Origin of the sequence: Verrucomicrobium sp. 3C (genome assembly GCF_000379365.1) — a bacterium.
Classification (GTDB): Bacteria; Verrucomicrobiota; Verrucomicrobiia; order Methylacidiphilales; family Methylacidiphilaceae; genus Methylacidimicrobium.
Genome location: NZ_KB901875.1, coordinates 151,969 through 177,653, shown reverse-complemented (window position 1 = coordinate 177,653; position 25,685 = coordinate 151,969). Strand labels below are relative to the sequence as shown.

Below are 25,685 nucleotides of genomic sequence, written 5' to 3'. Positions count from 1 at the left end.
TCAAAGAAGGTTGGTTAGCTTTGGCGGGCTTCCGCCCGCTCCTTGTGAGCGCCGCGTTCATGGCCTCCAGCCCCCGTCGGCTCCTCGGCTCCATCAGTGGCCAAAGACAAGGGAGGAGTAGGCCGTGAAAGGTCTCCCCGTGGTGAAGGAGGACTTTCTTCGGGCCTTGGATCTCGAAGAGGAAGCGATGGTCCCCGGCCAGCAGGCGTGGGGAAAGCCAGTAACAGGTCCAACACAGTTCCTGGTTCGGCTCCACCGCGCGGACCTCAGCGTTCATGCCAACCCGGAGGAGAGTGCGGAGCGCAGACGCGAAGCACAAGTCGCGCGCCCGGATGGGCCTCCCCGCGAACCGAGCGGAGGAAAGGATTCCATTGGGGATAAGAAGAGAAGTCCACGAGCTCATTCCAGACAGCCACGGGGGAAGCCTTGATCTCGATTTTGGTTGCAATCGTTCGGCTCATGTTTGGGCGCGGTGTCGTATGAAGTGCTCCCTAAAAAGCCGACCAGTGGTTAAGCTAAGAAAGAAGCCACTGGAATGACAGACAAGACAAGCAAACGGACGCGCCAACGGCGCAGCGCGGAGTTCAAGGCCAAGGTGGTCGTCGCGGCGCTGCGCGAGGACGAGACGCTCAACCAATTGAGCACGGAATTTGGGGTGCATCCGGTCGTGGTGGGGCATTGGAAGAAGCAAGCGCTTCGGGCTCTGCCTGGAGTCTTTGGCCGGCGGCCAGAGCGGGAGACGCAGCTGAAACTCCCCATGACTAAAGCCAGGGGGTTCTAGAGAATAGAGATCCGGCTCTCCGGGGCTCTCGCTTGCGCTACAGCATCCCCGGCCTCGCCGGAACGGCTGCGAGGGCAGCCGCTTCCCATTTTCCCCTTCGACGGGCGACCCGCTCTGACGTTCCTGACGTGCGGTCGGGACAAGCCCTCCCGGCTCGCTGGTTTCTTCACTCTCGACATCGCCCGTCGCGGGAGCGGTTCCGCACCCGGCCAGGACTTTCCAACCCGGCTGATGTCGAGGAAATCCTTCTCGAAGCATTTCGCGAGAAAGGCGCTGTAGAGATCCCGCTGCACCGGCTCGGTGCGGCCATCGCCGAAGACGTGCGTCCGCAAAGAGAGCGGCTTCTTCACGTAGTGCCCGGTCGTATGGTCGAACTGGCTCAAGCGGGTCTTCCGGGGGTCGATCTCGGATGAATCCGCCGCCGCCGCGCTTTCAGCCTTGCGGCGAATCCTCTCCACCCACATCCCCGGAGCGCGCACCTTGACGCTCCGTCCGAAATTCTTTTGAAAACTGCTATAGCATAGCTTCTCCCCCTTGATGGTCTTTCCCTGCGCCAATATCCGATTCGCGAGATTGCCGTGCGCGGTCTTCCGTGCGGCGGCCAGCCGCCGCTCGGTTTCCGCGAGATCCCGTCGCCTGCGCTTGTAGTGTTCCGACCGGACCCAGCGCTTGACGCCGCGCTTCACCCGACCCGCGGTGTCGTAATTTCCAGGATTGGTCGCCCGGCGGGACCGGTCCATGGACCGCAAGATCCGCCGCGTCTCCCTCCAGGGCTGCTCGACTTCCGGAGAGAGCTTTTCCAGGCTTGCATCCGTTTCGGAGACGAAGGCCACTGTCGATGGCCCCAGATCGTACCCGACGACATCCTCTCCCGCGGGCCGAACCTGCGGGGCGAGTCCTTCCTGGAGGAGCTGCGCGTACCAGCGAATCCGGCACCGGATCGTCCTGCGAAGGATGCGGACGTATTTGGTTCGGGGCTTCCAGCGCGATCCGCTGCCAGCCGCGCTTGTCCTTCGGATCGAGCCCGAGCGGCAAGACCAAGCCCGCCCAATGAATCGCCGGAACCGGTTCTTTCCGGAACCGGACCCGGATCAGGGCATCGCCCTTGGCCTTCGACCCGAGTGGAACCGGCTGGCTGGCTTGAATCTTGGCCGGCCCCGAACGCCGAAGGCATAGCCCTGGACGGCCTGAAATGCCCGCAGACTCGCGGTCCGCGTGTCGTGCGATCCGAGATGATCGCCGATGGAGCAGGCATCCCGGCATGCCTCCGCGAACTTCTGGATGGAGTCGCGAGTAAAACCGAATCGTTCCTGTGTTTTTCGGAAGCGGCTGGATCGCTCCTTGTTGGAGATCCGATTCCCGCTTTGTTCATCCATGACCGTTTTCGGCATCCGGCAAGCGTGCTGCCAGTCCTTGGATTGCCGCATCAAGGCCAGCCGGCGAAGGGCCTCGCCCAAGGAGGCATTGTAGGTCTGGCGTGCTGCTGCGAGGCGCTTGGAGAGGGCAACCTCGTCCGCCGCGGTCGTTCGCAACGGAAACTCGGCGATGAAAGATGGAGTCTTGGCTCGCATCGAATGCTCTCCAGCATCTTATACAGACACGTAAATATCCATCAAGCTTTGCCTCGCCGCTCACCCCATGGCTAAAGCCAGGGGCTTGCGCGGCGATTTTCGGTCATCGAGTCGCGGGAGCGGGAGCTGCCCCGAGCAGATCGGGCGGTTGGAGGTGGAAAACCTCTGGCTTGAAAAAGTTCGGCCCTCTCACTTGAGGCTCGTCGCGTCAGGATTGACTACCTAGGCGAGCTATCCGTGCGCCGCCAGCGCGAGTTGCTCGGGCTGGACCGCAGCGGGCTTTACTACGAGCCGGTGGGTTCGGATGCCCAGGAGATCTCGTTGTGTCATCGCCTGGACGAGCTTTATACGGCGCATCCGTTCTACGGTGTGCGCCGGATGACCGAGGTCCTGCGACGCGAAGGCGCCACCGTGAATCCCAAGCGGGTGCGGCGTTCGTTGCGGCAAATGGGGTTGCTGGCGGTCTATCCGAAGCCGCGATTGAGCCTGTCGGCATTCGGGCAACGCGTGTTTCCGTATTTGCTGCGCGGGCTGGCGATTGAGCGACCGCATCAGGTCCGGGCTATTGACATAACGAATGGGCGACTGCGAAGCAGCTTTGCATTTTTGGTAGCGCTGCTCGAATGGTTCAGCCGCTACGTGATGGCATGGCAACTGGAGCCGAGCCTGGCAACGCTGCATTGCTTGCGCGTCCTGGAGGCGGCAATGGCCCGAGCCGGCTGCTCGGCGCAGATCGTCAATAGCGATCGGGGGAGTCAGCCGAGCCCAGTGGTCCATGAAGCAAAACTCCCTTGGGCGCGCCGATCCTCTTTACCCATCCGCCTGTCTTACAAGCGTTCTCCTGCGGCTCGAGACAGCCGGGTTGACCTCCATCCGTCATGCCTTCCGGCCTACTGTTGAACCGCAGAGGGAGAACGAGCATGGAAATGCTGCAACAGAAAGCGCGTCCCCGATCGCCTAGGGAGGCGCGGCTTGCGCAGGAAGGGCGCGGTCTACTCGATCCGAAGACGGCTCTCCGGCTATATCATTCGGTGGCGAATGCGGCGCAGGGGCAGCGCGGGACCATTGGATCGCTGCATAGTAAACGACGCCTGTATACCGTATGCGGTATTCTGGAACGTCTCCAGAGGTTGTCGTATCTCCGCCCGTCTCAAGCTGATCGGGGTCCAGCAACATCAAGGCATTCGCGCCGACTTTCTTGGCGAGAGCCACGGCCCTCGTTCTCGCCGAGACGAACGTACCCTTGCGGGCAAAAATCAACCCGACGATCACGTAAGGCTTGGCGGGAGCAGTGGTGTAGATCGCCATCCCTTTTACCTCGCTGTGGATACCGGAACCCTCGTTACCCACCGTAGGGTGTTCGAAAGGTTGCCAGATTACTCCTAGAGCGGCTGCTCTGGGCGGCCCTACTGCAACCACGCCACACGCGACCGAGAGGGCAAGGACGGCTCGCTTTACTAAGCCCATAAATCGGGTTCGCCCCATTCGCCCGATGAGGATCGGGCCGTAAACAACCCGCGACTGAAGTCGCAGGCTTTATTGTGAAGCGCAGACATGATTGCCAACATCCGCACCTCCAACATTAGGCGTGCTTACGGCCGCCCTTGGCGGAACCGCCGTTCCGCCAATCCGGGCAAGATTCCGACTCGCGCTCAAGTCGCTGTGCGCCCGGAGACCACAGTGAGGACACGCGAACCGATGCTTCGTGCGTCTGCCCAATTGTTTACAAGACGAGCAGGTTTGGCTCGTGTAGGCCGGATCGACGTATTCGACCGCGATGCCGGCCGATTTCGCCTTGTACTCGACAAAGCGTTGGAGCTGCCGGAAGGCCCAGCGATGCAATCTTCCGCGCATGCGCTTGCCAGCCTTGATCCGGTCTCGGATATGCGTCAGGTCCTCCATCGTGATCTTGGAGACTCCGGCCTCGAGCGCCTCCCGCACGATGGCCTTGCTCGTCTCGTGGTTCACATGGGTGACGTGCCGCCTCTCCTTGCCGGAGACCTGCCGAAGCTTCTGTTTTGCGCTTCGGCTGCCGTTGGACTGGAGACGGCGACGCAGGGCGAGATGGTGGTCGCGACGATCGCACAGGCGACCGCCTCCGAATATCCCTCCCAAACTATGTGCCGCGAGATTGTTTTCGCCGACATCCACGCCCATTACCGGGCCGGATGCGATCGACTCCTTGTCGTCGGATTCGACGACGAGGTTGAAATACCAGTTCCCCTTCCGAAACGCCAGTTCCGCCTCCTTCGGCCGGCCGAAGGAGAGGATGCGCCGCTGGTGTTCCCCAAGACGCATCGGAACGATGACGCGTCCGCCCAGGGAGTAAAGCGAGACGGCATTCTTCTTGAGCGCGTAGGTGCGCTTGTCGAAGTGGACGCTGGCGCGCTGGAAGCTGATTGCCGGAACCGGCGTGTCTTTCGGAATCCGTCCGGTTACCTTGAGTGCCTTGTACGCCTTGCAGACCGAAAAGATGGCATTGCAGCACATCTGGCTGCCCAGCGGAGTCGAGGAGCGCATCTCCGAATAAGCGCGTTGATGCAATGCCACCCGATTCCAGACCCGATGCTCGCGAACGACGGCGGAAAGTCGCTGGCAGGCGTTCGCAAAGGCGGATTGCAGCGCGGCAAGCGCCGCTCGCTGCTCTGGCGACGCGTCCAACTTGATCGACGCCGTGCGCATCATGGCCTATCGCCTCTTGGTGACGTGTTCGGATCGTTCGATGTAGCGACGGATGGTTTCCGCGCTGACATTGCCGGCGGTGCCGACGTAATAGGATGGAGACCAGAGATGTCCATCCCACAACCGCTCCTTAAGTGCTGGAAACCGTTGAAACAGCAAGCGAGCCGTAACGCCCTTGAGCACCTTGACGGCGTCGGCCACGGCAATGGCGGGAGGTATGCTGAGAAACAGATGGATGTGGTCCGGCTGAATCTCCTTGGAGATCATCGGCCAATCTCGTTCCGCGCAAATCGAATCCAGCATCGCTCGCATTTCCTCGGCCACCGGTCCCGTCAACACGTCGATCCGATACTTCGGGCACCATACCACATGGTATGCGGTTTGGTAAACACAATTGCGATTAGTGATAACTCGTTGTGTGTCGGAAAGACTACATCACGTGTTGCGTTCCGCGCAACCGCAATTCCTCCCGCGATTGAAATCGCAGGTTTCCTTGCAGGAACTCTATGAACGGCCGCAGGTCGAGGTGGCGGGGTTCCAGATGATCTCCCACCAGGGTGGGGGCGGTGGAGAGGGCGAGGGTGGGTTGGGCGATGTAGTTGCGTGGATCGGCACGGATGAGTTCGGCAAAGCGGGCCCGTTCCTCGGAGGTGGCTTGTGGCCCAATGAGCATGCCATAGCCGCCGGATTCATTGGCGGGCTTGACCACCAGTTCCTCAAGGTGGGCGAGGACATAATCGAGGTCCGCTGCGCGCATGCACAGGTAGGTGGGCACGTTGGGCAGGATTGGTGCTTCGCCCAGATAATAGCGGATGATCTCCGGCACGAAGGCATAGACTACCTTGTCATCGGCGACCCCGGCGCCGGGCGCGTTGGCAATGGCCACCGTGCCCTTGCGCCAGGCAGTAATCAGGCCCGGTACGCCGAGCACCGATTTCGGGTTGCAGACTTCGGGGTCGAGGTATTCGTAGTCAATGCGCCGGTAGATGACATCCACCCGCTCGGGGCCGGCTATGGTCTTGAGGTAGACGATGTCATCCTGACCAACGAACAGGTCTGGGCCTTCCGCCAGATAGGACCCCGTCTGCTGGGCGAGGTAGCTATGTTCAAAGTAGGCGGAGTTGTAAATGCCGGGCGTCAGCACCACCACTACGGGGCGCTCCCCAGTTCGGGGGGGAGAGGGCGGCCATGGTATCGTAGAGGCGGCTGGTATAGTCATCCACGGGCAAGACCCTGCAGCCCTGGAAGAGTTCCGGAAAGAGGCGCTTCATGATCCGACGGTTTTCGAGCATGTAGGAGACCCCCGATGGCACCCGCAGATTATCCTCCAGGACATAGACGGTGCCATCCCGGTCGCGCACTAGGTCGCTTCCGCAAATGTGAGTCCAGACGCCAAAGGGCGGGTGGATGCCCATACAGGCTGGACGGAAATTGTGCGACCCCTCCAGCACCTCGCACGGAAAGACGCCGTCGCTGATGATCCGCTGGGCATTGTAGAGGTCGTCGATGAAGAGATTCAGGGCGCGCAGGCGCTGCTTCAGGCCCGCCTCGATCCGCTCCCATTCCCGTCGGGAAAGGATGCGCGGGATGATGTCCAAAGGCCAGGCGCGGTCGATGTTACCCGCTTCCGTATAGACCGTGAAGGTGATGCCCATGGCCAGGATCGCGGCCTCGGCCGCCTGCCGGCGGGCGGCGAGGGCGCTTGGGTCGAGACTGAGCAAGTGAGCAAAGAGGGCCTTGGCCGCGGGCCGGGGCTGTTGCTGGGCGTCGACGAGCTCATCATGGGCCGATTTGCTCTCCATATGTCTCAGAAAGCAGGCTCATACTCCCCCTGTGCGTGGCGGGTGCCTATTCGCCACATCTTGTGCGTTGATCGGCATAAGCGGATGGCGCTAGGCTGCGCCCCTGCTACACCACCGGCCTGCGGGTCCGCACCGGGCGGTTCGAGAAGTTGAGCTCATGCGAGTCGAGGGAAACCAAGAGCGTCATGGTTGACCCGATCAAAGAGCCTCTCCAGAGCAACGTCAATGAAGCAATCACTATGCCAGCCAATGGACGTGGTAGGTCTCGCCCGGGTCCGGCAAGGGTGCCACTCGACTCCCGCCTCGGCCTGATGCACGGGCTTCGAGCAAATTCCGGATGCGGACGATGCCATTACCGTGGCAACGCACCACCCAGACGCAGATCCAATACCGCCGGGTAATCGGCGTTGGTCTCCTCGGGTGGCGCATCCATCGCACCGGGGTGGCTTCCCTCCGGAACGAAGGTCCCCGCTACGGGCCCCCTGGTCCACATCACCGGCGGTGGCGTGTAGGGTCCCGGGGTATGCCCGATCCTCTCGAAGCGGCTTTGGCGGCGCGCTTCCGCTTCCCAGGCGTTCACCGGATATAGCTCGGAATTGCGTCCGCCGGGGTGCATGACATGCAGGGTGCAACCCCCGATGGAGCGGCCATTCCAGGTGTCGATGAGATCGAAGACGAGCGGGGAATGCACCGGAATGGTGGGGTGCAAGGCCGAAGGCGGCTGCCAGGCCCGATAGCGCACCCCTGCCACAGCCTGATCGGGAGTGCCGGTCTTGCGCAGCGGGATGCGCCGGCCATTGCAGGCCAGCACATGGCGTGTGTCGCTCAGACCGCTGAGCAGAACCTGCAGACGCTCCACCGAGGAATCGACATAGCGGGCCGTCCCCTGCCCCGTCACCTCCTCCCCCAGCACATGCCATGGCTCGATGGCCGCGCGCAGTTCGATGCCGATGTTACCGAGCTGAACCTGCCCGTAAACGGGAAAACGGAACTCCAGAAAGGGTTCAAACCAGGCTAGGTCGAGAGGGAGGTCGTGGGCCTGGAGATCAAGCAGGATCTCGCGCAGATCCTCCCAGAGATAATGCGGGAGCAGAAAGCGGTCATGCAACTCGGTGCCCCAGCGCATCAGGGCGTGGCGATAGGGATGTTCCCAGAAGCGCAGCAGCAGGGCTCGGACCAGGAGCTGCTGGACCAGACTCATGCGCGCATGGGGCGGCATCTCGAAGGCGCGCAGTTCCACTAAACCCTGGCGGCCGGCCGGGCCGCTGGGGGAGAAGAGCTTGTCGATGCAGATTTCCGCGCGGTGGGTGTTGCCGGTCACATCCACCAGCAGGTTGCGGAAGAGGCGATCCACCAGCCATGGCTGGTGCGCGTCGCCCGGCGGAATCTGGCTAAAGGCGATTTCCAGCTCGTAGAGGGCCTCGTGGCGGCCTTCGTCGACACGCGGTGCCTGGCTGGTAGGGCCGACAAAGAGACCGCTGAAGAAGTAGGAGAGGGCGGGATGGTGTTGCCAGTAGGTGATGAGGCTCTGCAGCAGGTCGGGACGGCGCAGGAAGGGGCTATCTGCGGGAGTGTTGCCGCTTAGGGTGATATGATTGCCTCCGCCGGTGCCGGTATGGCGACCGTCCAGCATGAACTTCTCGGCCCCGAGACGGGATTGCCGCGCGGCCTCATAAAGACCGACGGTATTGGCCACCAACTCCGTCCAGGAGCGGGATGGATGGATATTGACCTCGATGACTCCGGGATCCGGGGTGACCAGGAGTTTTTCCAGGCGCGTATCGCGGGGCGGCGGATAGCCCTCCAGCACCACCGGCAGGCCCAGGTGCGCTGCCGTGGCCTCGATGGCGGCGACTAGGTCCAGGGCATGTTCCAGGCGTTCCAGGGGTGGCAGAAAGACGTAGAGGCCGCCCCCTCGGGGCTCGATGGCCAGGGCGGTGTGAGGGATCTGACGAGGGGAAACGTCGGCATCCGCGGGGGCCTGCGTCTTTTCGGCAGCAGCGGGCGAGGGCACGAAGCGGCTGTAGCGCGCCGCCACCTCCCCCTGGATATCGGCCAGCGGCATGTGCGTCGCAAAGGGGTCCACCTCCGGACGTATTTCCCGGTCTTCCTCGGCGACCCAGGGTAGGGCATCGAGGGGTAGGCGCAGGCCCAGGGGCGAATCGCCGGGAATGAGGATGAGTCGGCCGCGGCGAAAGGTCCATGCCGCCGAGCGCCAGGTTTCCCGTGTTTCATCCCAGGCAAGGGGCAGAACGAAGCCGACGGGCTGGTTCAGGCCGCGGGAGAGTTTGTCGGCCAGGGAACGCCGTTCTCGGGCATCGTCAAGCCGCAGCTGCGCCAGATCGAGGTTGATGGGCAACTCCGCCTCCTGTTGCAGATAATGGAGCGCATCTTCATAGGCCGGCAGGACAAACTGCTCTGCCACGCCAAGATAACGGGTGAGGGTGCCGGCAAAGCGCTCCGCGTCCGACAGCGTCCGGCCAGAGTCCCCGCCCGCTATAGCGAGGAGGCCGGCATCCCGCCACACGGGTACCCGGTCCTTGCGCCAGTAGAGTCCCAGGGCCCAGCGTGGGAGGGCTTCGTCGGGGTACCACTTGCCTTCGCCGCTATGCAGCAGCGAACCGGGGGCAAAATCCTGCTGCAGCTTGCGCACCAGAATTTCCGCCCGCTCGCGCTTTTGCTCGCCGAGGGCAGCGTTGTTCCATTCCGGGGTATCCCGGGCATCCACAGCGACAAAGGTGGGCTCGCCGCCCATGGTCAGGCGCACATCCCCTGCCGCGAGGCGCGCCTCCACCCGCTGGCCGAGGTCCATGATGGCCGCCCACTGGCGCTCGCTGTAAGGCTTGGTGACACGTGGAGTTTCCCGGATGCGGGTCACCGTATTGTTAAAGGCGAAGGTCACCTCGCAGGGATCGGTAGCCCCGACGATGGGCGTAGCCGTGCTCGGGTGCGGGGTGCAGGCCAACGGGATGTGTCCTTCGCCGGCAAAGAGCCCCGAAGTGGGGTCCAGCCCGATCCAGCCCGCGCCCGGCAGATAGACTTCGGCCCAGGCGTGGAGGTCGGTAAAATCCTGTGCGGGGCCTGCCGGGCCTTCCAGGGGCTTCTCATCGGCCACGAGTTGAACCAGATAGCCGGAGACAAAACGGGCCGCCAGGCCCAGATGGCGGAGGATCTGGACCAGTAGCCATCCGGTGTCGCGGCAGGAGCCCAGATGGCAGGCCAGGGTCTCCTCGCAGCTCTGTACGCCAGGCTCCATGCGCACGCTATAGTCAATGGTCTTCTGCAACCGTTGATTGAGGGCTACTAGAAAGAGCACGGTGTTTTGCTCTTGCCGCTCCATGCCATGGAGAAAGGTCTGCAGCAAGGGCCCGGCCGCTTCGCACTCCAGATACGGTGCCAGTTCCTTGGCAAGGGCCGCCGGGTAACGGAAGGGCCAGCGTTCGGCGCTCTCTTCGACAAAGAAATCAAAGGGATCAAGAACCGTCAGATCGGCAATGACCTCCACATCCACGAGCAGCGACCGGGCGCGTTCCTGGAACACCAAGCGCGCTAGATGGTTGGCGAACGGATCTTGTTGCCAATTGAGAAAATGCTTCTGCGGAGCGACCTTGAGGCTGTAGGCAAGGATGGGGGTGCGGCAATGGGGCGCCGGGCGCAGGCGCAGGATATGGGGATAAATCGTTACGAGACGGTCGAAGTGATATTCGGTCCGATGGCGAATGGCAACGTGGATACCCATGGGAATACCTCCTGGTGTTCATGCGCCTGAGTTAAGGGGAAGGATAAAGGGGGCATATCTTACCTTCATCCATCTGCCCTTCCCAGGGAAAGGGAGGCAGGCTGTTCAATGCCTGCAAGAGTCCTTCGTTCCAGCGCTCACCAATGGAACGGAAAAAAGGATCATCCTCGCTCAGGTACAGCCGCTGTCCTTTCTCGAGGCTGCCGGTGCGGTAGATGAGCAGTTCCACTGGCCCGCCCACGGAAACATTGCTGCGCATGGTGGAGTTCATCGACACCAGGGCACAGCGCCCCGCTGCCTCTAGGGAGGGGTCCGGGCGAATCACTCGGTCGAGGATAGGTTTGCCATATTTGATCTCGCCAATCTGCAAAAAGGGATGCTCGGCGGATTCATGAATATAGTTGCCCTGGGGATAGATCAAGAACGTGGCCGGTACCTCCGTGCCGATCTGCCCGCCCAGGATGAAACTCGCTTCAAAGCTGGTGCTGCTGACGTCACGCTCTGCCTGATTGCGCTTTATTTCGGCGTTGACCATCCCGATATAATCGGCCGCCTCCAGCATGGATTGCACGCTGAGGAGGTTGGTATCGGCGGCCCTGCTTCACATCATTGCGCAGGCGCTTGATCACGCCCTGGGTGGTGGCCAGATTCCCCGACGAGAGGGGGCAGAGCATGCGGTTTCCCGACCAAAGGAAACTATGCATTTTGGAGTAGATGCTCACATTATCGGTGCCCGCATGGGTGCGTGAGTCCGAACAGAGGACCAAACCACGGTTCACATGAATGGCGAGGCAATAAGTCATGAGGCAAGTCCAATTTCCTATTGTCCAAATGAACGGCCGATGTCGTGCCGCAACAGGTTCGGCGTGTCCTTGATGAGCAGATTTGTGGGCTTGTGCGTGTCCAGAATCTCGAGGACGCAATCGAATACGTTGCCCCATTGCGGGCGATCGAAGCCGAGTCCGTCGTTTGCCTTCGAGAACGGCTGGCACCGGAATCCAGCACACAGAATATCGTGGGGCGGCACCTCGCCAAAGGCTTCGCGCATGTCGAAGCTCTTTTCATCCAGGTCGGCAAGCCCGGGATCGGTCTCCGAGGCGAAGATGCAGGTATGCCCTAGCCGCCTAAGGGCCTGATGGAATCCCCCAAGCCCGGAAAATAGGTGAATGAATCCGAGCCCTGTCATCCGCTCAGCCATCCAAGGGAAACGACAGTTGCTTAGCGGCGCGCCGCTCCAGCAGGTTTTTCACGGCGACGCTCACGACCGTACTGCAAGGTAAGCGGCGGACGGTGCTCCTCGGCCACGGCGCGCAACGCCTAATAGTCCCCCGAGTCTAGAGAAACTGTGAACCGCTTCTGCTGCGCCGCCTTGATCATGAAGGACCCCTTCCGAGCAACCTGCACCAAAGCCCGCCGCTTGTCGATCGATTAACCGATAAGGTAATTGCCTATCTGTCAGCTGCCGCATGCTTATCCGAACTTCCCGGCAAAGCTCGAAGTTTCCAGGAAAAAAACGCCTGGATTAAGTGGCTGCCGCGCTAGGACTCGAACCTAGAACACACAGATCCAGAGTCTATCGTATACCAGGTTCTATACCACAAGCAAACCCAGTTAAATCCCACATGAACCATCCGGATAGGCAAGAGCGCCCATCCACGGGCATCTTGTCTCGCCTAGCCGCCTGTGTACACACTATCACCCGTATGGCGGAGGAGGAAGTCCGAAACAAGAAGCCGCGCCTACGCAGCCCGACGCGCCGATCGCGCGAGAAGGCCATCGAGGTCTGCCGCGTCAAGGAGACCGGCAAGAATCCCGGCAGGCCGTGGACCGTGACCGGAGTCTACCTGGACGGGAAAAGGGTCAGGCGGTTCTTTGCGACCCGGGACGAGGCGGAAGCCTTCGCCCGCCTTCAGAAGCTCGCGGCAAGCCGGCTCGGCCATTACGCCGAGCGGATCTCTCCGGCGCTCGCCGAGGAGGCGCTCCGCTGCCAGGAAGCCCTCCAACCTTACGGCAAGTCCCTGATCGAGGCCGTCCGCGAGTACGTGGCGACCTTGGAGGCGAGGCGAAGGAGCGTGTCGGTGGAGGAGCTCTTTTCGGAGGTGATCCGCGTCAAGCGCCAGGATGGGAGAAGCCGGAGGTATGTGCATGAGCTCGGACTCTACTTGCGCCGTTTTGCCCGGGATTTCGGGCAGAGGCCCGTTGCTTCCCTCGAGAGCCGAGAGATCGACGACTGGCTGCGGGCTCTTCCGGGCTCCCCGATCCATCGGAACAACTTTCGGCGAAACCTGAGCGTGGCCTTCAGCCACGCGGTCGATCGAGGCTATCTCGAAGCAAATCCGATGGTCAAAACGAGCGTCGCCAGGGTCGTCGACCGGCCGCCCGAGATCTTTTCTCCCGAGGAAGCCGCCCGCTTCCTCGAAGCATGCCGGACCCTGTGCCCGGAGATCGTTCCGATGCATGCGATCGGGCTTTTCGCCGGCCTTCGCGCCGCCGAGATCGAGCGGCTGGATTGGAAGGAGATCAAGCTGGCGCGTGGGCATATCGAGGTGACGGCCGAGAAAAGTAAGACCGCGCGCCGGCGGCTCGTTCCGATCGAGCCGAACCTCGGCACCTGGCTTAAGCCTTTCGAGCGGGGGGCGGGCCCCGTGGTTCCGCCCAACGCCGTCGATAAGCGGCTGGCGGCGATGAAGGCGGCCGGGCTCCCCAAGTGGCCTCGCAACGGCGAGAGGCACTCCTACGCTTCCTACCATCTCGCCCACTTTCAGGATGCGGCCAAGACGGCGCTCAACATGGGCCATACGAGCACGGCCCTCCTCTTCAACACGTACCGGGAGCTGGTGACACCCGAGGAGGCGGCCGAGTATTGGGCGCTCGAGGCGCCGAAGGGAGGGCAGTCGTGAGTCTTGAAGCATGGCTGCCCCAGCTCCTGCCGGGAGCGGTTGCATGGGCGGAGACGGTTGCCGCGGACGCGGCGGCGACGGGACGTGCGCTTTCGAATTCCGAGCTTTCGGTGGCGAGCAGGGTGGGTATTCGCTTTCCCGAAATGATTCGCCTCCGAATCCTGCATCAGTTTCCCGTCCCGGAGGATCCGCGGCTTGAGGAGGCGGCTCGGCAACTGGGGCTGCTCGGTCCGGAGATGCGCGGTTTGACCCTGGGGTATTCGATCCTGGTGCGCGAAGGCTGCTTGTCGACCAGGCTCTTGTCGCACGAGTGCCGGCACGTCTACCAGTACGAGCAGGCCGGAGGCATCGCCGGCTTTCTGTCCGAGTATCTCCAATCGGTCGCGCGCGTTGGCTGTGATGACTTACCCTTCGAGGAAGACGCGCGGGCTCACGAAGTGGAGTAGTCGCAATTGTGATAGAGGTTTCTTCTCGGCTTTCTGGTTCACTGCCCGCCTTGGGACCGAATGGGTGGCCAAAGGGTTCACCGAAGAGGTGCCCAAGGTGCTCCGCCGCCTTCGGGCAATCCGCTTGATCCGACTCGTTCCGAACGGACGGCCTTTGATCGGGTTCTTCTCCGAGATTCCCGCTGACATCAACGCCCTGCTCCAAAAGCTCGACCTGCTCCCGCTCTTCGCTCGCCCGCCCAAATGGGCCATGTAGGCAGAACGAAAAAGTCTTAACGTTCTGCTGCAATCAGTTGCGACACTACACAGCGGAAGTTCGGTTATCTCGCCCTCATTGGAAGTTCACCAGAACCGATCTGCGAGACGATGGCCGCAAGGTCGCGTGAGTATGCCGAATTTCGCCAATGGGTGCCTGCCGAAAACGCAGGCGCGCAAGGGACGCCGCATTGGGAAGCCGCGAAACATGTTGGAGAGCCGATCGGCCTGAACACGCACCCTGCCTTTCTACTACAATTCGGAACTCGACTTCTTGAGAAACTTAACGGCGCATTGGTGGGCGATTTGCTGGTCGGAAGGGAGACTTCTTGATCTCGGTTGCGTGGGCAGCAAGACCGGGAACCGGCGATTACCCCTCTCCCGGCCCAACGTCCTCCACCGGCGAAAAGCCCATTACAGCTAGATCCACCGGCGAAAAGCCCATTGCAGCTAGAAAGCGAGCCTGAACCGGACCAATCTGTGAGGCCTTTCCCAATGGAGTTCGCTCCATAAGCGCGGTAGGCAGGATTAGCAACGACATGACGACCGCTGGCCCAATGAAAGGCCAGAGAAGCGCCATTAATGCTATCAGAGTATCACCTCGTTGCCCTATCAAGTAAGCCATCACTGGAGCAGATATGTACTTCACCGGCACGAAGAGCGCAGCTACGTGTGCAAGGCTCGGCGAAACCCAAAACGGGACGCTTACTGCACGCCATGCAAACGCACCCACAACCACTGCACCGATCACAACGGGCCAGCTATAGAAGTAAAGAAAAACCGGCACGAAGGGCTGGCTGAGGAATATAGGCCAGTCGATCCATTCAACAGCTCGGAGCCACGACCACCGAACATTCTCGTCAATTGAATGCTCTGTCGGATTCCACACTCTGTTCCCCCCCCCCGCCTGCCGCAGGCACGCGAAGCATAGCAGAAGGGTAACCTTTAGATTGAGTGGACCCCGTTGGCAAGACCAATTTCCTGCGATGTCGTAAGCAAGTGAAGTGACCTCTGCGAGGGCAGATGAAGTGACCGCTTGGGAGCGGCGGCCGGAGGGCCCATGAGATGGGGTCGGCGATCGTTTTCGCCAAGCGGAAGGATGGCGGGTTGCGCTCAACACCCCGAGCGAAAAACCTTTGCCGGTGCGTCGCTGATTTGAGGCAACGACCCTCACTCTTCGCACCCGTTCAGTGTCCTTTATTTTTGAGGCAACAGGCACATCCAGCGGCGATGATGACAGGAGCTTTGCATTAGCAAGCCTACCTGGCAGAATCCGCCGCACGCGAATGATCGGGCAAGGGAGGAAAGCGATGAAGCACGCGCTCTGGCCAATCTGCGGGGTCCTGTTGCTACTCACCGCCGCGCGGGCCAGGGCCGAGAGCGCAACCCAAGTGTTCGAGCGGGTCTCTTCCCGGCGTGGTGGTGCTGAGCCTCGATGCCGGCGGCAATCCCTTAGCGCAGGGCAGCGGGGTGGCGATCGCACCCGGCGTAGTGGCGACCAACTGCTATGTCATCCGGGACGGCGCTAGCTGTAAGGTTCGCTACCAAGGCCAAGACTATCCAGTACGCCTGCGCGACACCGACTGGCGGCGCGACGTATGCAGCCTTGATGTTCCGGGTCTGCCTGCGCCCCCTGTGGTGCTCGGCGACACCGCATCGCTCAAGGTCGGCGCCACGGTATACGCCGTAGGCGCGCCGGAGGGCCTGGAACTCACCCTGTCGCAAGGCATCGTCTCCGGTCTGCGTGACCTGGAAGGTGGCCGCTACATCCAGACGACTGCCGCGATCTCGCACGGCTCCAGCGGCGGCGGCCTCTTCGACGATCAAGGGCGTCTGCTTGGCCTGACCAGCTTCTACATGGGAGGCGGCCAGCAACTCAACTTCGCGTTACCGGTGGAATGGATCGGGACGGTGCCGCAACGTTCGGTTAGGTTGCCGGCGCGGGGACTAAGCGAGGTAGATTGGCTCAATCGCTACGCTGTGCTGGAGGCCAAGAATGACTGGCGCGGCCTTTTGACGGTTTCCCAGGCCTGGGTGAAGGCGCAGCCGGGCAGTGCCTGGGCTTGGGCTGGCTTGGGCGAAGCGTACATTGGTACCGGCGAGCATGCCGAGGCGATTGACGCCTACCACCGGGCGTTAAAGATCAGCCCGCAGCTTGCCGGGGCTTGGTACAACTTGGGGATTGCTTACGAGGACGCTGGCCGGAATGCTGAGGCAATTGAGGCCTACCGCCAGGCGTTAAAGATCAACCGCCAGCTTGCGGCGGCTTGGATTAACCTCGGGGGTGCTTGCAGCCGCGCTGGCCGGAATGCCGAGGCGATTGAGACCTACCACCAGGCGCTGAAGATTGACCCGCAGGATCCGAAGGCTTGGTACAACCTGGGACGCTGAAGTTTCTTCGATTTTGCGGACGAGGGTTTTGGGGGATAAAAAGGAAAACCCCAAATGAACAACGGAAAGAGCAGCAGCAAGTTCGCGCGTCGTTATGACCGCGAGTTCAAAGAGAATGCGGTGGCCCTGGTGCGAGGGGGGCGTTCGGTTCTCGAGGTAGCTCGCGATCTCGGCGTTTCCCATTGGTCGCTGAATCTGTGGGTCAAGGATGCCCAAGGCGGTCGGATTTTCAGCGATCCCAAGACTTTGGCGGCCGAATCGCCCGAGCAGCGCGAGCTGCGAAGGTTGCGCCAGGAAAACGACTATCTGCGCCGTCAGCGCGACATTTTAAAAAAAGCATTGGGCATCTTGTCGGCCGAGATGCCTGCCAACGATATGCGGTGATGCAAAAAATGACCAAAGATTATTGCCTCACTGAATTGGCCGAAGCTCTGGAGGTTTCCCGGAGCGGCTTCCATGCTCACCAGCACAAGGACCGGGGAAGCCGTCGGCAACGGGACAAGCAACTGCTTGCGGCCATCCATCCAGTTTTCCTGGAAAGCCGGAGAACCTATGGCAGCCCGCGCATCACCTGGGCACTGCGTAAGGCCGGAGAGCCTTGCGGCAAAAATCGCGTGGCCCGCTTAATGCGGGAGCTCGGTCTGCGCGCGAAACAAAAACGCCGCTTCCGTCCCCGAACCACCGATAGCGCCCATCGCCTTCCGGTCGCCGACAACTGGCTGGCCCGGATGCCCGCGCCGGATCGCCCCAACCAGATCTGGATCGGTGACATCACCTACATCCCCACCGCCGAGGGCTGGCTCTATCTTTGCGGCATCCTCGATGCNTGTTCCCGCCGGTGTGTCGGCTGGCATGCCGAGGACTCGCTCTCCACGCCTTTGGTGACAAGAGCCTGGAACAAGGCGTGGAAAAGCCGGCGCCCCGACCCAGGGCTCTTGCACCATTCCGATCGCGGCGTCCAGTATGCCAGCGGAGAGTTCAACGCGCTACTGCACTCCTGCGGTGCCGTCGCCTCCATGAGCCGCAAGGGACAGTGTTATGACAATGCCATGATGGAATCCTTCTGGGCCACGCTCAAAACCGAGTGCTTCGGCTCCTTCCTCCCGAAAACAAAACAAGAGGCCAAGATCATGATCTTCGATTACATCGAATGCTTCTACAACCGTCGCCGCCTTCATAGCGGCCTCCATTACCAATCCCCGCTGGACTTCGAAAAGAATCTCGCTAACCTAAACAACTAAATCCTCCGAAGCCCCGTCCACGTTTTCGAAGAAAGATCACGCGCCTACGCTAACGTTGGCCAGCATGCCGAGGCGATTGAGGCCTGCCAGCAAGCGTTGAAGCTAAACCCGCAGGATGCGGTGGCTTGGTGCCTCCTGGGTCTTGCCTACGTCGGTACCGGCCAGCATGCCGAGGCGATTGATGCCTGCCGCCAGGCATTAAAAATCAATCCGCAGGATCCGAAGGCTTGGTGTGGGCTAGGCGGCGCCTACAGCCTCGCCGGCCGCTATGCGGAGGCGATTGAGGCCTGCCACCAAGCGTTGAAAATCGAAGAAACTTCATTGAGCGCCTGCCCCTGATGCGCGAACCGGGCATGCTCACCGAACGGCCAATGCAGTCGCGCCAGCCCCTTGTGTCCGATGCCCGCCGCGAGCGGATCAGCCAGGGCGTCGCCCTGGTGCGAAGTCGCGCGCCAAAGTCACGTATGGCCCCTTGATCAGCACTTCGGCACGTTCAACGTGCTGCTCGAACTGTTCGCGCAGTTTGGGATCCGCCAGGCGGTACGAGCTCTTGATGAAACTGCGGTACTCGGCAGTCAGATGCCGCACGCTTTCGATGACGGAGAAGCGGTTCATCACAACCCCTGTTCCAGCAGGAATGCCGTCCGCACGTCCGACATCCAGCGTTCCAGAAAGTGATTCTTGAGCCGGGGCCTGGCTCCGGCGCTTCCGGCGAGCGATTCGAGTGAAACCATCCGATCCTTCCATTCCAGCGCGAAGGCCACCTTGAGCGCGGCGCGATCGGCACAACTCGCGATCCAGGCATCGCTACGACCAAGCGCGTGCGCAAAAAGATGCCGTTCGCCCACGTCGAGTTCATTCGCCATCTGCAGGGCTACGGCGAGCCGCGCGACTGCTGACGCTGGGACCGCGTGAATCTTGCTTACGCGTTGCAGATCCCTCGCTTCCACCGGCACGTGATTCCGGCGCATCGGATCGCCGGTACGTGCCTCCTCCACGCACTTCTCGACCGTTTCCACGTTGAAGTGGGTGGTGAGCGCATTCCAGCAATGCGTGCGGACTGCTTCGATGATGATGTTGGTGTCCACCAATACGACCTGTCCGCGTCGCATTGCCGCCCGCCCCCTCACAAATCGAAGGGGACGGGCAGTTCGTAGCTCTCGAAAAACTCCGTCAGATCCTCGAAAGTCATCCCGAGTAGCGAGCCGGCACGGCGCGCCGACAGATCACCGGCCAGCAGACCCGCATGCAGGCGCTGCGCGAACTCGGCGCTGAACAGGTGCGGTTTCGGCTGTTTGTCCATGGGCCGACCGTTGGCGGTGAGCTTCCGGTCGTCGATGTCCATGAGGTCGGCCTTGGACAGCAGGCCGAGATAGAACAGGCGCCACTTCAAGGACTGGGCCGACACGCACAATTCCGTGGCGGTTTCGTTGAGCCATTCGTGGAGATCGCGGTCTTCGGCGCGGCTCTGCCGACGCGCGGCCAGCATGTGTCGCGGCATCAGCAACGTGCCGGCAAAGTTGTCTGCAAGTTGCTCGATGCGCTTTTGCCGTCCCTTGCCGCAATAGTCGCCGTCCGCAAGTTCCTTGTGCTCGGGCGTCATCTGCTCCCAGGTCAACAGATGGAAGCTCTCGTGCGCCAGGTCGAAGTGGCGCCGCCCTTCCGGTTCATTCCGGTTGATCAGGATGGTATTCAGGCCCGGCAACTGGCAGGCAGCGCCGGAGATGCCAGCAGGCGCATCCACATAAAGCACCAGCGCGCCGAGGCGCTGTTTGATGGCCGATTCCAGACGCAGCGCGGGAATCTCTCCGAGCTGCCATTCCCCGGTCAGCGCCTCGGCGGCAGACCAAGCATCTTCGAAGCTGCTTCGCTCCGAAAGCACAAGGCGCGGCTGCAGAGGGCTTGTGGTCTTGCCGGCCTTCTCGCCGAGCTTGCGATAGAGCGCGATCCAGCGGCCGGCACGATCCTCGAACTGGTCCAGCAGGTCGGCACTGGCTTCCCGGCTTGCGCGCCAGTTGAAGCTGCCCTCGCCGACCAGGCGCATGGAGTCGGTGAAGAACTCGATCTCCACCCCGAAGATGTCCATCGCGCGCACGAGTTCGTCGGCCGTGATCTTGCGCTTCCCGGCTTCGACGGCAGCGAGTGTCTGACGATCCTTGAAGCCGAATCTGCTTGCAAGCTGGGCCTGAGTCCAGCCTTTCTTCTCGCGGGCGCATTTGAGCCGGCGGGCGATAATGTCACTCATGGGTTGTTCACTTGCCTCGATCGTTGTATTTGGGCTTGCTGCGAACGATGACCCGCGCTTCGGTCCGCTTGGCCTCAGCAATGCTCGGCATCTGCTCGATCCGCACCCTCGCACCCGGCACGGAATCCTTTGCGCCAGCGAGATGTTCTGCAATGCGCTGTTGCACGCGGCCGCGTTGGGCAACACCGACGTAGTTCGGTTTTCCGGCCTCGGTCTGAATGCGGTACATCGCCGGCTTGTTGTTCGGCAGCTTGGCAATGCCGGATTTATTGAAGGAAACGGTCTTCCTGGCCATGACGGTACTCCAGTCCGTGCCACCCATTGATACGGGCAGCTCTGTCAAGTGTTCTGGCATTGCATTTCTTAATATGCAAGTTTTTTATGTTAACCGTTCCACATCCATTTAGCAGAGCAGATACGAAAGACCTTATTTTTCAATCACATACGAACAATCTGGGTACATTCTGGAATTGAGAGGGAAAGGCTGCCGCATCGTTGAGGCCACCCCCGGCGTAACGCCAGCCCATATTTGGTGTGCGCCGTGCAAAGGGTGCATCGCCCAGTGGGGAGGGAGTTATCTCCACCAGCAACTATTGCTCCAGCCGGAAGCACCCGGAGCGGCTGCTGGTGGCAGCGCCGGCGGTCGAAGCCTTTGGGAAAAGGCCCGGAAAGCGGGTCAGCGAGCAAGCAGGCCCTAACGGAAGTGAACGCTGAACAAAGCCTCGAAACGGGCAATGCGGACGCCGAGCGCGCGTGGAAGAAGCGAAGACCGATGTTTCCCTAGGAAGAAGAGCATATGAGCACTGGGGAGAGCCGCCGGGGTAACGCGCGAGGGCATGCGCGCAAAGGACGATGCATTCACACGAGCAGTCCATCTGGCAAAGCTTCCCGGGTCAGCCGCCCGCAGCTTCCTCCACGCGCTGGCCAAGGCGGCACCCGTCAAAATCCAAACCATCCTCACCGATAACGGCGAGGAGTTCACCGATCGCGTCTTCGGCCAAGAACCCAAGGATGCCACCGGATCCCATGAGTTCGACGCGCTCTGCCAAGCATTGGGAATCGAGCACCGCCTGACCAAGCCGAAGTCGCCTCGCACCAATGGCATGGTGGAGCGCTTCAACGGAAGATTGGCAGCTAAGGCCGACAGATTACTCGTTTTTTGTTCCGCAAAGCTCGAACCATATGGGACGGACTTCCCTCACAAGTCCCCATCGCGTGCTTCCATAGCCTCCCGTCAAAGCCCGACGGCACGCGCGGCATGATTGATTCCTTCGCTGATCATCGGATGCGGGAAGGCCATGTAGCTGAGGATCTCCGCGGTCGTGCCTTGCCGAACCGCTAGCGCCAGGGGCGCGATCAGTTGCGCAGCTTCGATCCCGGCGATCTGAGCGCCGATCAGGCGCCCCGTCTTCTTTTCGAAGAGCAGCTTGAGGAAGCCGTCTTCGCCGAAGATCTGGGCTCGCGTGTCGGTTTTGTATGAGTAGGTCGACGCGATGGTCGCCAGATTCTCACGGGCGGCCTCGGCCTCGGTCTGTCCAACCCAGGCTACCTCAGGCTCGGTGAAGACGGTGAAGGGGACCGACGGGAAATCCATCGTCTTGTTGCCGCGTCCTTCGCTGAGAATGTCGTCGGCGGCGACGAGGCTCTGGTAGACTGCGGAATGGAAGAGCATGCTCCGACCGTTGACATCACCCGGAGCATAGATGTGCTCATGCTTCGTGCGGAGCCGGTCGTCCACGTCGATCTTCCCCTTCACCGGAAGGCCGAGGATCGAGACGCCTTCAGGAAGGACGGGCTCGCGCCCCGTCGCCATCAGCACGCAGTCCGCCTCGATCGACTTCGCCTCTCCCGCCTGCTCGTAGCGGACGAGGAGATCGCCGGACGCCCCCCGCTCGATGGCCGTGACCTTCGCGTTGACGAGGATGCGGAGCCGCTGTGCAAGAGCCGCGTGGAGGAAGCGGGCGATTTCGGGATCGACCCCCGGGAGGACTTCGCCCGTGACCTCGAGGACGGTGGCTTCGGCGCCGAGATTTTGGAGCATCGAGGCGGTTTCCAGGCCGATGTATCCCGCTCCGATCGCCACCAGCCGGCGAGGGAAGGGGAGATCGGCGCCGAGCCGGAAAAAGTCGTGTGAGGTGACGGCGAGCTCCGCACCCGGGATCGGAAGGACATGAGGTCGGGAGCCCGTCGCGAGGATCAGGTGCTTGGCGTGGTAGCGGTGGAGTTCTCCGTGCGCAGCGGCCACTTCGACCGTCCGCTCGTCGACGATGCGTCCGACTCCTTTGTGGAAAACCAACGAGGATGCTTCGATCTGGGCCCGATGCTGGGCGTAGCGGAGGGACTGGACCCGGTCCTTGTGGGCGAGAACAGCGCACCAATCGACCTCCGGCTTCGTTCCCCGCAAGCCGAAGAGGGGATACTTGTCCGGCCAAGTGCGGGCGAGGGAGGCTTCCCGTACGCTCTTCGAGGGAACGCATCCTTCCGCCAAGCAGTCGCCGCCCAGATTCCCGATCGGATCGGCCATGACGACCGATCGGCCGCTCTGGGCGAGACGAAAGGCAGCGGGATATCCGCCTCCCCCGGCTCCGAGGATCATCACGTCGATATTGGATTCGATTGTCATGTCACTGCCTCCAGCGCCGAAGTGCTCGACGTTTCACGATTCTTCTACACAGGCTCGTAAGCGCAAGCCCAATATAGGGAAGAGAGTCCCTCGATCCAGGGCCTTTATGAACGGCCAAGTGATTCTGTGCCAGGGAGGAAAAAAAGGCTAAACACGAAGCGATTTTTCGATGCGATAGGCTCGATGAAACAGCTTTTCCATTCAAGAGCCGATGGGGCAAGGGATTGCAGGCTAGCAGTCTCGATTGCTAGTTCTCCCGAAGAAGTCGGATGGTTCGATGGGCAGTGGAAGGAACGCCACTATCTGGGGGCAGGGCGGTCGATGGGCGACGATTTGCGCTAGGCCATTGCCCAAGATGGGGAGACGGTGGCGCTGCTGGTTTGGAAGGCCGGCCTGCTACGCGCTCAACGATTGGGATCGGTGGATTGGATGGAGCGCCGTATAGCGGATGGAACGGCTCAAGTTGATCATACAAAACCGGCGTTTTCTGCTGCTCACTCCCAAGGGGCAGGCGCCCAATCTGGCCTCCCAAGCTTTGGGAGCGGCCTTGCGGGCGTTGCCGGGGCAGTGGCGGGATCGCTTTGGCTACACTCCGCTTTTGGCCGAGAGCTTCACCGATCCGGAGGCATACGCGGAGACCTGCTACAAGGCGAGCAACTGGGAGGCGGTAGGCTACAGCGCCGGCTACAGCCGCCATCGGGCCGATTTTTACCTGCCCAATGACCGGCCCAAGCGGCTCTGGCTGCGTCCTCTTTCGGCGCAAGCGCGGCAAACGTTGCGGGCGGCCCAATTACCCGAAGGGTGCCGCGCCGGTTTGAGCGCGAGGCCCATGGGCACGCTGCCGGTCAACGTCCAACGAGTCGAATCGTTGCTTGAGGTCTTTTGCGAAGCGCCCGATCCGCGCAAGAAGAACGCCCACTATCCGGTCGGGCCGGTGTTGACCTTGATTGGGCTTGCTGCTCAAGAAGGCCACCGGAGGCTTTCATCCGGTTCCCGGCTACAGTGTCTTCTACCAGGTGCCCACCCGCATGGATCCCGAAGCCTTCGCTTCCAGGCTCACCGACTGGTTGCAAGGGCAGGGCAGCCTGCTGCCGCAGGCGCTGGCCTTGGACGGCAAAATGATTCGTCATCATAATGGCCTCCTGACCTTGGCCCAACAGGAGGATGGCGCGCCGCAAGCGGTGGCGGTCCACGACCAAAAGCAGGGCACGCCCCGTTGCGAACAAAACGCGGCGGTGGCGCTGCTGGAAAAGCTGCCGGCCCTGGATGGCAAAATCATCACCGCCAACCCGTTGCACTGCCAGCGGCGCCAGGCCCGTCTCATCGTCGAAAAAGAGGACGATTACTTGTACGGGATCAAGGGAAACCAGTCTCGCTTGCTCCAAGAGGCGCAAGCCTTGGACGCCTTGCCCGACCCCCCTTTTTGCCGACAACCAAGCCGGTCATGGCCGAGTCGAAATCCGCCAACTCCATGCCTTCCCCATCGAGCCCCTGGCCGTCGACTTCCCCTTTGCCCGCTCCCTGATCGTGGTGCGCAGCCAGCGCACGAAGAAAAAGGATGGTCTGACCGGCACCCGAGTCCCGTTGCTACCTCTCCAGCGCGCCACCGGATCGGTATTCGTTCCAAGAATGGTTGGACTGGATCCGAGGACATTGGGGCGGAGCCGAAATCGGCAACCATTGGCGACGCGATGCCCAGATGGGCGAAAACCGTTCCCGCTCCCGCCAGCCCAACCTGCCGGCCGACTTGGCGCTCATCCGCAACGCCCTCCTCTCGCTCCTCTCCGAACGCCTCGGCGAACAATCCCTCCCGCAGTTCCGCGAACGATTCTGCTCCACCCCTAAACAATGTCTGGCCATCCTCGCCGCCGCATGAACTTCAAAACAAAAGACCCTGGAGAAGCTCACGGGATATCGCTTGCGGCAATCGGCAGGAGGAAAAAGGGATCACGGAAGAGGGTCTCAAACTCGGGATTGACGCCAGGGTCGTTGGCCAGCATGAAACGGCCCCCAACCGCCTCCATTCTCCACTGAATATGCCACTGGCCGTTTTTCCTGCTCGCGTCCGCGCAGACGACGACGGTTCCCGGCTGCCAGTTACCCCAACTCCTCTCTTGCGGCGAAAAGAGTCGAACCGCCGTCTTCGGTTCAAATGTAACCGGGTCTGTAACCCTCTGGAGAAGCAAAAAGCCCCCTCGAAACTCCACTCCGTCACGCCTTTCCGCCGGAGAGATGTCGCGAGAGCATGACCAGACCTCGGGACCATTATAGTTGGCGACTTCCGCCAGCCACGACCCGCTTTCCCAGGAGCCGGCGGATGCCGGCAAAGAGCGCAGGCGCAGGGCGCGAGGCTCGTGGTTGGCCACCTTCAAATAGAGATGCCGGTTCGGTCCAATCCAGTATCTTCCCGAAAGCTGCTGAAGGGCGATCTCTCCTAACTCCTTCGCATAGCGTTCGTTGGGACATGACCAGATCAGCCCGTTCGAAGCCTGAATCCAATAGTGTTTCCCATTCTGCCAACGCCCTTCCACGAGACCATTCCCGTTGTCCGTTTCTCGAGGCGGAATCAGAGAGGAGTGGAAGATCGGCCGGCGTTCGGAGAGCCTGCCGGATATCCACCAGTCGCCCAGCAGGGAGGCGGCGAACACGGTCAGCGCGACCAGAAGGATTAAATCGATCGTTTTCTTCGTCATCATTAGAACATTCTCGATCATGCTCTATTTCCCAACGGGCTTGGGATGAGCGTTTTCTGGACCGACTAATGAACCAAGGCTGCGCGGTTCCTTCCGGATTGCCCAATCAGAAAGCCCTATCGCATGGTCTAAAGGGTTCGACATCTCCCGTTCGGCATCCGTTCAGTTTATATTAACCTGACTTTGATGTGCGCCGTGAAAAGGGTGCATCGTCCAGTGGGGAGGGAGTGATCCCCACCCGGCAACTTTTGCTCCAGCCGGAAGCACCTGGAGCGCCTGCTGGTGGTAGCGCCGGTGGTCGAAGCCCCTGTGAAAA

General features: G+C 61.5%; 25 protein-coding genes, 1 tRNA gene and 2 pseudogenes. 12 read left to right on the top strand and 16 right to left on the bottom strand.

Features of this window, described 5'->3' with window-relative positions:
* Window positions 1-266 precede the first annotated feature (266 nt).
* The gene (locus A37A_RS21005; protein ID WP_018289714.1) at window positions 267-461 is read right to left on the bottom strand and encodes an SRPBCC family protein; all 195 of its coding nucleotides are present in this window, start codon (window positions 459-461) and stop codon (window positions 267-269) included.
* A 74-nt stretch (window positions 462-535) separates the two neighbouring features.
* Between A37A_RS21005 and A37A_RS14965 the strand changes: the two genes are divergently transcribed.
* Window positions 536-781, top strand: coding sequence for a transposase (locus tag A37A_RS14965; protein ID WP_018289713.1), 246 nt, complete (start codon window positions 536-538; stop codon window positions 779-781).
* Here A37A_RS14965 and A37A_RS21000 read toward each other — a convergent pair.
* Complete coding sequence (locus tag A37A_RS21000; protein ID WP_018289712.1) at window positions 778-1,614, bottom strand: hypothetical protein; 837 nt, start codon at window positions 1,612-1,614, stop codon at window positions 778-780. The two genes, A37A_RS14965 and A37A_RS21000, sit on opposite strands and share 4 nt — an antisense overlap.
* 258 nt (window positions 1,615-1,872) lie before the next feature.
* Window positions 1,873-2,352, bottom strand: coding sequence for a hypothetical protein (locus A37A_RS0101140; protein WP_018289711.1), 480 nt, complete (start codon window positions 2,350-2,352; stop codon window positions 1,873-1,875).
* Window positions 2,353-2,589: 237 nt separating this feature from the next.
* On the opposite strand from A37A_RS0101140, the gene A37A_RS14960 reads away from it, so the two are divergent.
* Window positions 2,590-3,252, top strand: a complete 663-nt coding sequence (locus A37A_RS14960; RefSeq protein ID WP_018289710.1) for an IS3 family transposase — start codon at window positions 2,590-2,592, stop codon at window positions 3,250-3,252.
* A 636-nt stretch (window positions 3,253-3,888) separates the two neighbouring features.
* Here the strand turns inward: A37A_RS14960 and A37A_RS0101125 are convergent.
* From A37A_RS0101125 to A37A_RS19825, 7 genes and pseudogenes are all read right to left on the bottom strand, one after another.
* Window positions 3,889-5,037: an RNA-guided endonuclease TnpB family protein gene (locus A37A_RS0101125; RefSeq protein WP_018289708.1), complete on the bottom strand. Its 1,149-nt coding sequence runs from the start codon at window positions 5,035-5,037 to the stop codon at window positions 3,889-3,891.
* A gap of 3 nt (window positions 5,038-5,040) precedes the next feature.
* Window positions 5,041-5,442, bottom strand: coding sequence for an IS200/IS605 family transposase (tnpA, locus tag A37A_RS0101120; RefSeq protein WP_081616149.1), 402 nt, complete (start codon window positions 5,440-5,442; stop codon window positions 5,041-5,043).
* A gap of 82 nt (window positions 5,443-5,524) precedes the next feature.
* Window positions 5,525-6,836, bottom strand: a pseudogene (locus A37A_RS21960) (circularly permuted type 2 ATP-grasp protein); the annotation flags it as partial.
* A gap of 352 nt (window positions 6,837-7,188) precedes the next feature.
* Window positions 7,189-10,575, bottom strand: coding sequence for a DUF2126 domain-containing protein (locus tag A37A_RS0101105; RefSeq protein WP_018289707.1), 3,387 nt, complete (start codon window positions 10,573-10,575; stop codon window positions 7,189-7,191).
* A gap of 31 nt (window positions 10,576-10,606) precedes the next feature.
* Entirely contained in the window at window positions 10,607-11,137 is a 531-nt protein-coding gene (locus A37A_RS14950; protein WP_018289706.1) for a hypothetical protein, read from the bottom strand.
* Between the two features lie 258 nt (window positions 11,138-11,395).
* Window positions 11,396-11,761, bottom strand: coding sequence for a DNA cytosine methyltransferase (locus A37A_RS0101095; protein ID WP_018289705.1), 366 nt, complete (start codon window positions 11,759-11,761; stop codon window positions 11,396-11,398).
* 341 nt (window positions 11,762-12,102) lie between these two features.
* Window positions 12,103-12,179, bottom strand: a tRNA-Gln gene (locus tag A37A_RS19825).
* A 99-nt stretch (window positions 12,180-12,278) separates the two neighbouring features.
* On the opposite strand from A37A_RS19825, the gene A37A_RS0101090 reads away from it, so the two are divergent.
* The 7 genes from A37A_RS0101090 (at window position 12,279) to A37A_RS14940 (ending at window position 18,147) form a co-directional block, all read left to right on the top strand.
* Window positions 12,279-13,475 (top strand): tyrosine-type recombinase/integrase, encoded by a 1,197-nt coding sequence (locus A37A_RS0101090; protein WP_018289704.1) that lies wholly within the window; start codon window positions 12,279-12,281, stop codon window positions 13,473-13,475.
* The gene (locus A37A_RS0101085; protein WP_018289703.1) at window positions 13,472-13,921 is read left to right on the top strand and encodes a hypothetical protein; all 450 of its coding nucleotides are present in this window, start codon (window positions 13,472-13,474) and stop codon (window positions 13,919-13,921) included. The genes A37A_RS0101090 and A37A_RS0101085 overlap by 4 nt, the downstream gene beginning before the upstream one ends.
* A 64-nt stretch (window positions 13,922-13,985) precedes the next feature.
* Window positions 13,986-14,177, top strand: coding sequence for a hypothetical protein (locus A37A_RS19820; protein ID WP_018289702.1), 192 nt, complete (start codon window positions 13,986-13,988; stop codon window positions 14,175-14,177).
* 1,415 nt (window positions 14,178-15,592) lie between these two features.
* The gene (locus A37A_RS17875) at window positions 15,593-16,567 is read left to right on the top strand and encodes a tetratricopeptide repeat-containing serine protease family protein (RefSeq protein WP_018289700.1); all 975 of its coding nucleotides are present in this window, start codon (window positions 15,593-15,595) and stop codon (window positions 16,565-16,567) included.
* Window positions 16,568-16,621: 54 nt separating this feature from the next.
* Complete coding sequence (locus tag A37A_RS0101065) at window positions 16,622-16,951, top strand: transposase (protein WP_018289699.1); 330 nt, start codon at window positions 16,622-16,624, stop codon at window positions 16,949-16,951.
* On the top strand, window positions 16,951-17,808 hold the full coding sequence (locus tag A37A_RS0101060; RefSeq protein ID WP_018289698.1) for an IS3 family transposase: 858 nt from the start codon (window positions 16,951-16,953) through the stop codon (window positions 17,806-17,808). The genes A37A_RS0101065 and A37A_RS0101060 overlap by 1 nt, the downstream gene beginning before the upstream one ends.
* Entirely contained in the window at window positions 17,809-18,147 is a 339-nt protein-coding gene (locus A37A_RS14940) for a tetratricopeptide repeat protein (RefSeq protein ID WP_081616147.1), read from the top strand. It abuts the gene before it with no gap.
* A 78-nt stretch (window positions 18,148-18,225) separates the two neighbouring features.
* On the opposite strand, the gene A37A_RS0101050 is transcribed toward A37A_RS14940, so the two are convergent.
* The 4 genes from A37A_RS0101050 to A37A_RS0101035 are packed head-to-tail and all read right to left on the bottom strand — an operon-like array spanning window position 18,226 to window position 20,396.
* A complete protein-coding gene (locus A37A_RS0101050; protein WP_018289696.1) occupies window positions 18,226-18,423 on the bottom strand; it encodes a hypothetical protein in 198 nt (65 codons plus the stop codon).
* A complete protein-coding gene (locus A37A_RS14935; protein ID WP_018289695.1) occupies window positions 18,423-18,920 on the bottom strand; it encodes a hypothetical protein in 498 nt (165 codons plus the stop codon). The genes A37A_RS0101050 and A37A_RS14935 overlap by 1 nt, the downstream gene beginning before the upstream one ends.
* A gap of 14 nt (window positions 18,921-18,934) precedes the next feature.
* On the bottom strand, window positions 18,935-20,053 hold the full coding sequence (locus tag A37A_RS0101040) for an XRE family transcriptional regulator (RefSeq protein ID WP_018289694.1): 1,119 nt from the start codon (window positions 20,051-20,053) through the stop codon (window positions 18,935-18,937).
* Window positions 20,054-20,060: 7 nt separating this feature from the next.
* Window positions 20,061-20,396, bottom strand: coding sequence for a hypothetical protein (locus tag A37A_RS0101035; protein ID WP_155996390.1), 336 nt, complete (start codon window positions 20,394-20,396; stop codon window positions 20,061-20,063).
* A 550-nt stretch (window positions 20,397-20,946) separates the two neighbouring features.
* On the opposite strand from A37A_RS0101035, the pseudogene A37A_RS19815 reads away from it, so the two are divergent.
* Window positions 20,947-21,186 (top strand): annotated as a pseudogene (locus A37A_RS19815) (DDE-type integrase/transposase/recombinase); the annotation flags it as partial.
* A gap of 101 nt (window positions 21,187-21,287) precedes the next feature.
* On the opposite strand, the gene A37A_RS0101025 reads toward A37A_RS19815, so the two are convergent.
* Window positions 21,288-22,676 (bottom strand): dihydrolipoyl dehydrogenase, encoded by a 1,389-nt coding sequence (locus A37A_RS0101025; RefSeq protein ID WP_018289563.1) that lies wholly within the window; start codon window positions 22,674-22,676, stop codon window positions 21,288-21,290.
* 448 nt (window positions 22,677-23,124) lie between these two features.
* Here A37A_RS0101025 and A37A_RS20990 point away from each other — a divergent pair, with 448 nt between their 5' ends.
* Complete coding sequence (locus A37A_RS20990) at window positions 23,125-23,811, top strand: Druantia anti-phage system protein DruA (RefSeq protein ID WP_018289691.1); 687 nt, start codon at window positions 23,125-23,127, stop codon at window positions 23,809-23,811.
* A 498-nt stretch (window positions 23,812-24,309) separates the two neighbouring features.
* Entirely contained in the window at window positions 24,310-24,552 is a 243-nt protein-coding gene (locus A37A_RS0101015; protein WP_018289690.1) for a DDE transposase family protein, read from the top strand.
* 28 nt (window positions 24,553-24,580) lie between these two features.
* Here the strand turns inward: A37A_RS0101015 and A37A_RS0101010 are convergent, their stop codons facing one another.
* Complete coding sequence (locus A37A_RS0101010) at window positions 24,581-25,390, bottom strand: hypothetical protein (RefSeq protein ID WP_018289689.1); 810 nt, start codon at window positions 25,388-25,390, stop codon at window positions 24,581-24,583.
* Window positions 25,391-25,685: the final 295 nt, after the last annotated feature.

Bases quoted from the DNA above. Each gene is read 5' to 3' on its own strand.
- A37A_RS0101065 (WP_018289699.1), top strand. From the start codon at position 16,622: ATGAACAACGGAAAGAGCAGCAGCAAGTTCGCGCGTCGTTATGACCGC.
- A37A_RS0101095 (WP_018289705.1), bottom strand. From the start codon at position 11,761: ATGACAGGGCTCGGATTCATTCACCTATTTTCCGGGCTTGGGGGATTC.
- A37A_RS14965 (WP_018289713.1), top strand. From the start codon at position 536: ATGACAGACAAGACAAGCAAACGGACGCGCCAACGGCGCAGCGCGGAG.
- A37A_RS0101125 (WP_018289708.1), bottom strand. From the start codon at position 5,037: ATGATGCGCACGGCGTCGATCAAGTTGGACGCGTCGCCAGAGCAGCGA.
- A37A_RS20990 (WP_018289691.1), top strand. From the start codon at position 23,125: ATGGAACGGCTCAAGTTGATCATACAAAACCGGCGTTTTCTGCTGCTC.
- A37A_RS21005 (WP_018289714.1), bottom strand. From the start codon at position 461: ATGAGCCGAACGATTGCAACCAAAATCGAGATCAAGGCTTCCCCCGTG.
- A37A_RS0101140 (WP_018289711.1), bottom strand. From the start codon at position 2,352: ATGCGAGCCAAGACTCCATCTTTCATCGCCGAGTTTCCGTTGCGAACG.
- A37A_RS0101050 (WP_018289696.1), bottom strand. From the start codon at position 18,423: ATGAACCGCTTCTCCGTCATCGAAAGCGTGCGGCATCTGACTGCCGAG.
- A37A_RS0101090 (WP_018289704.1), top strand. From the start codon at position 12,279: ATGGCGGAGGAGGAAGTCCGAAACAAGAAGCCGCGCCTACGCAGCCCG.
- A37A_RS0101040 (WP_018289694.1), bottom strand. From the start codon at position 20,053: ATGAGTGACATTATCGCCCGCCGGCTCAAATGCGCCCGCGAGAAGAAA.
- A37A_RS0101010 (WP_018289689.1), bottom strand. From the start codon at position 25,390: ATGATCGAGAATGTTCTAATGATGACGAAGAAAACGATCGATTTAATC.
- A37A_RS14935 (WP_018289695.1), bottom strand. From the start codon at position 18,920: ATGCGACGCGGACAGGTCGTATTGGTGGACACCAACATCATCATCGAA.
- A37A_RS0101025 (WP_018289563.1), bottom strand. From the start codon at position 22,676: ATGACAATCGAATCCAATATCGACGTGATGATCCTCGGAGCCGGGGGA.
- A37A_RS14950 (WP_018289706.1), bottom strand. From the start codon at position 11,137: ATGCTGGAGGCGGCCGATTATATCGGGATGGTCAACGCCGAAATAAAG.
- A37A_RS0101105 (WP_018289707.1), bottom strand. From the start codon at position 10,575: ATGGGTATCCACGTTGCCATTCGCCATCGGACCGAATATCACTTCGAC.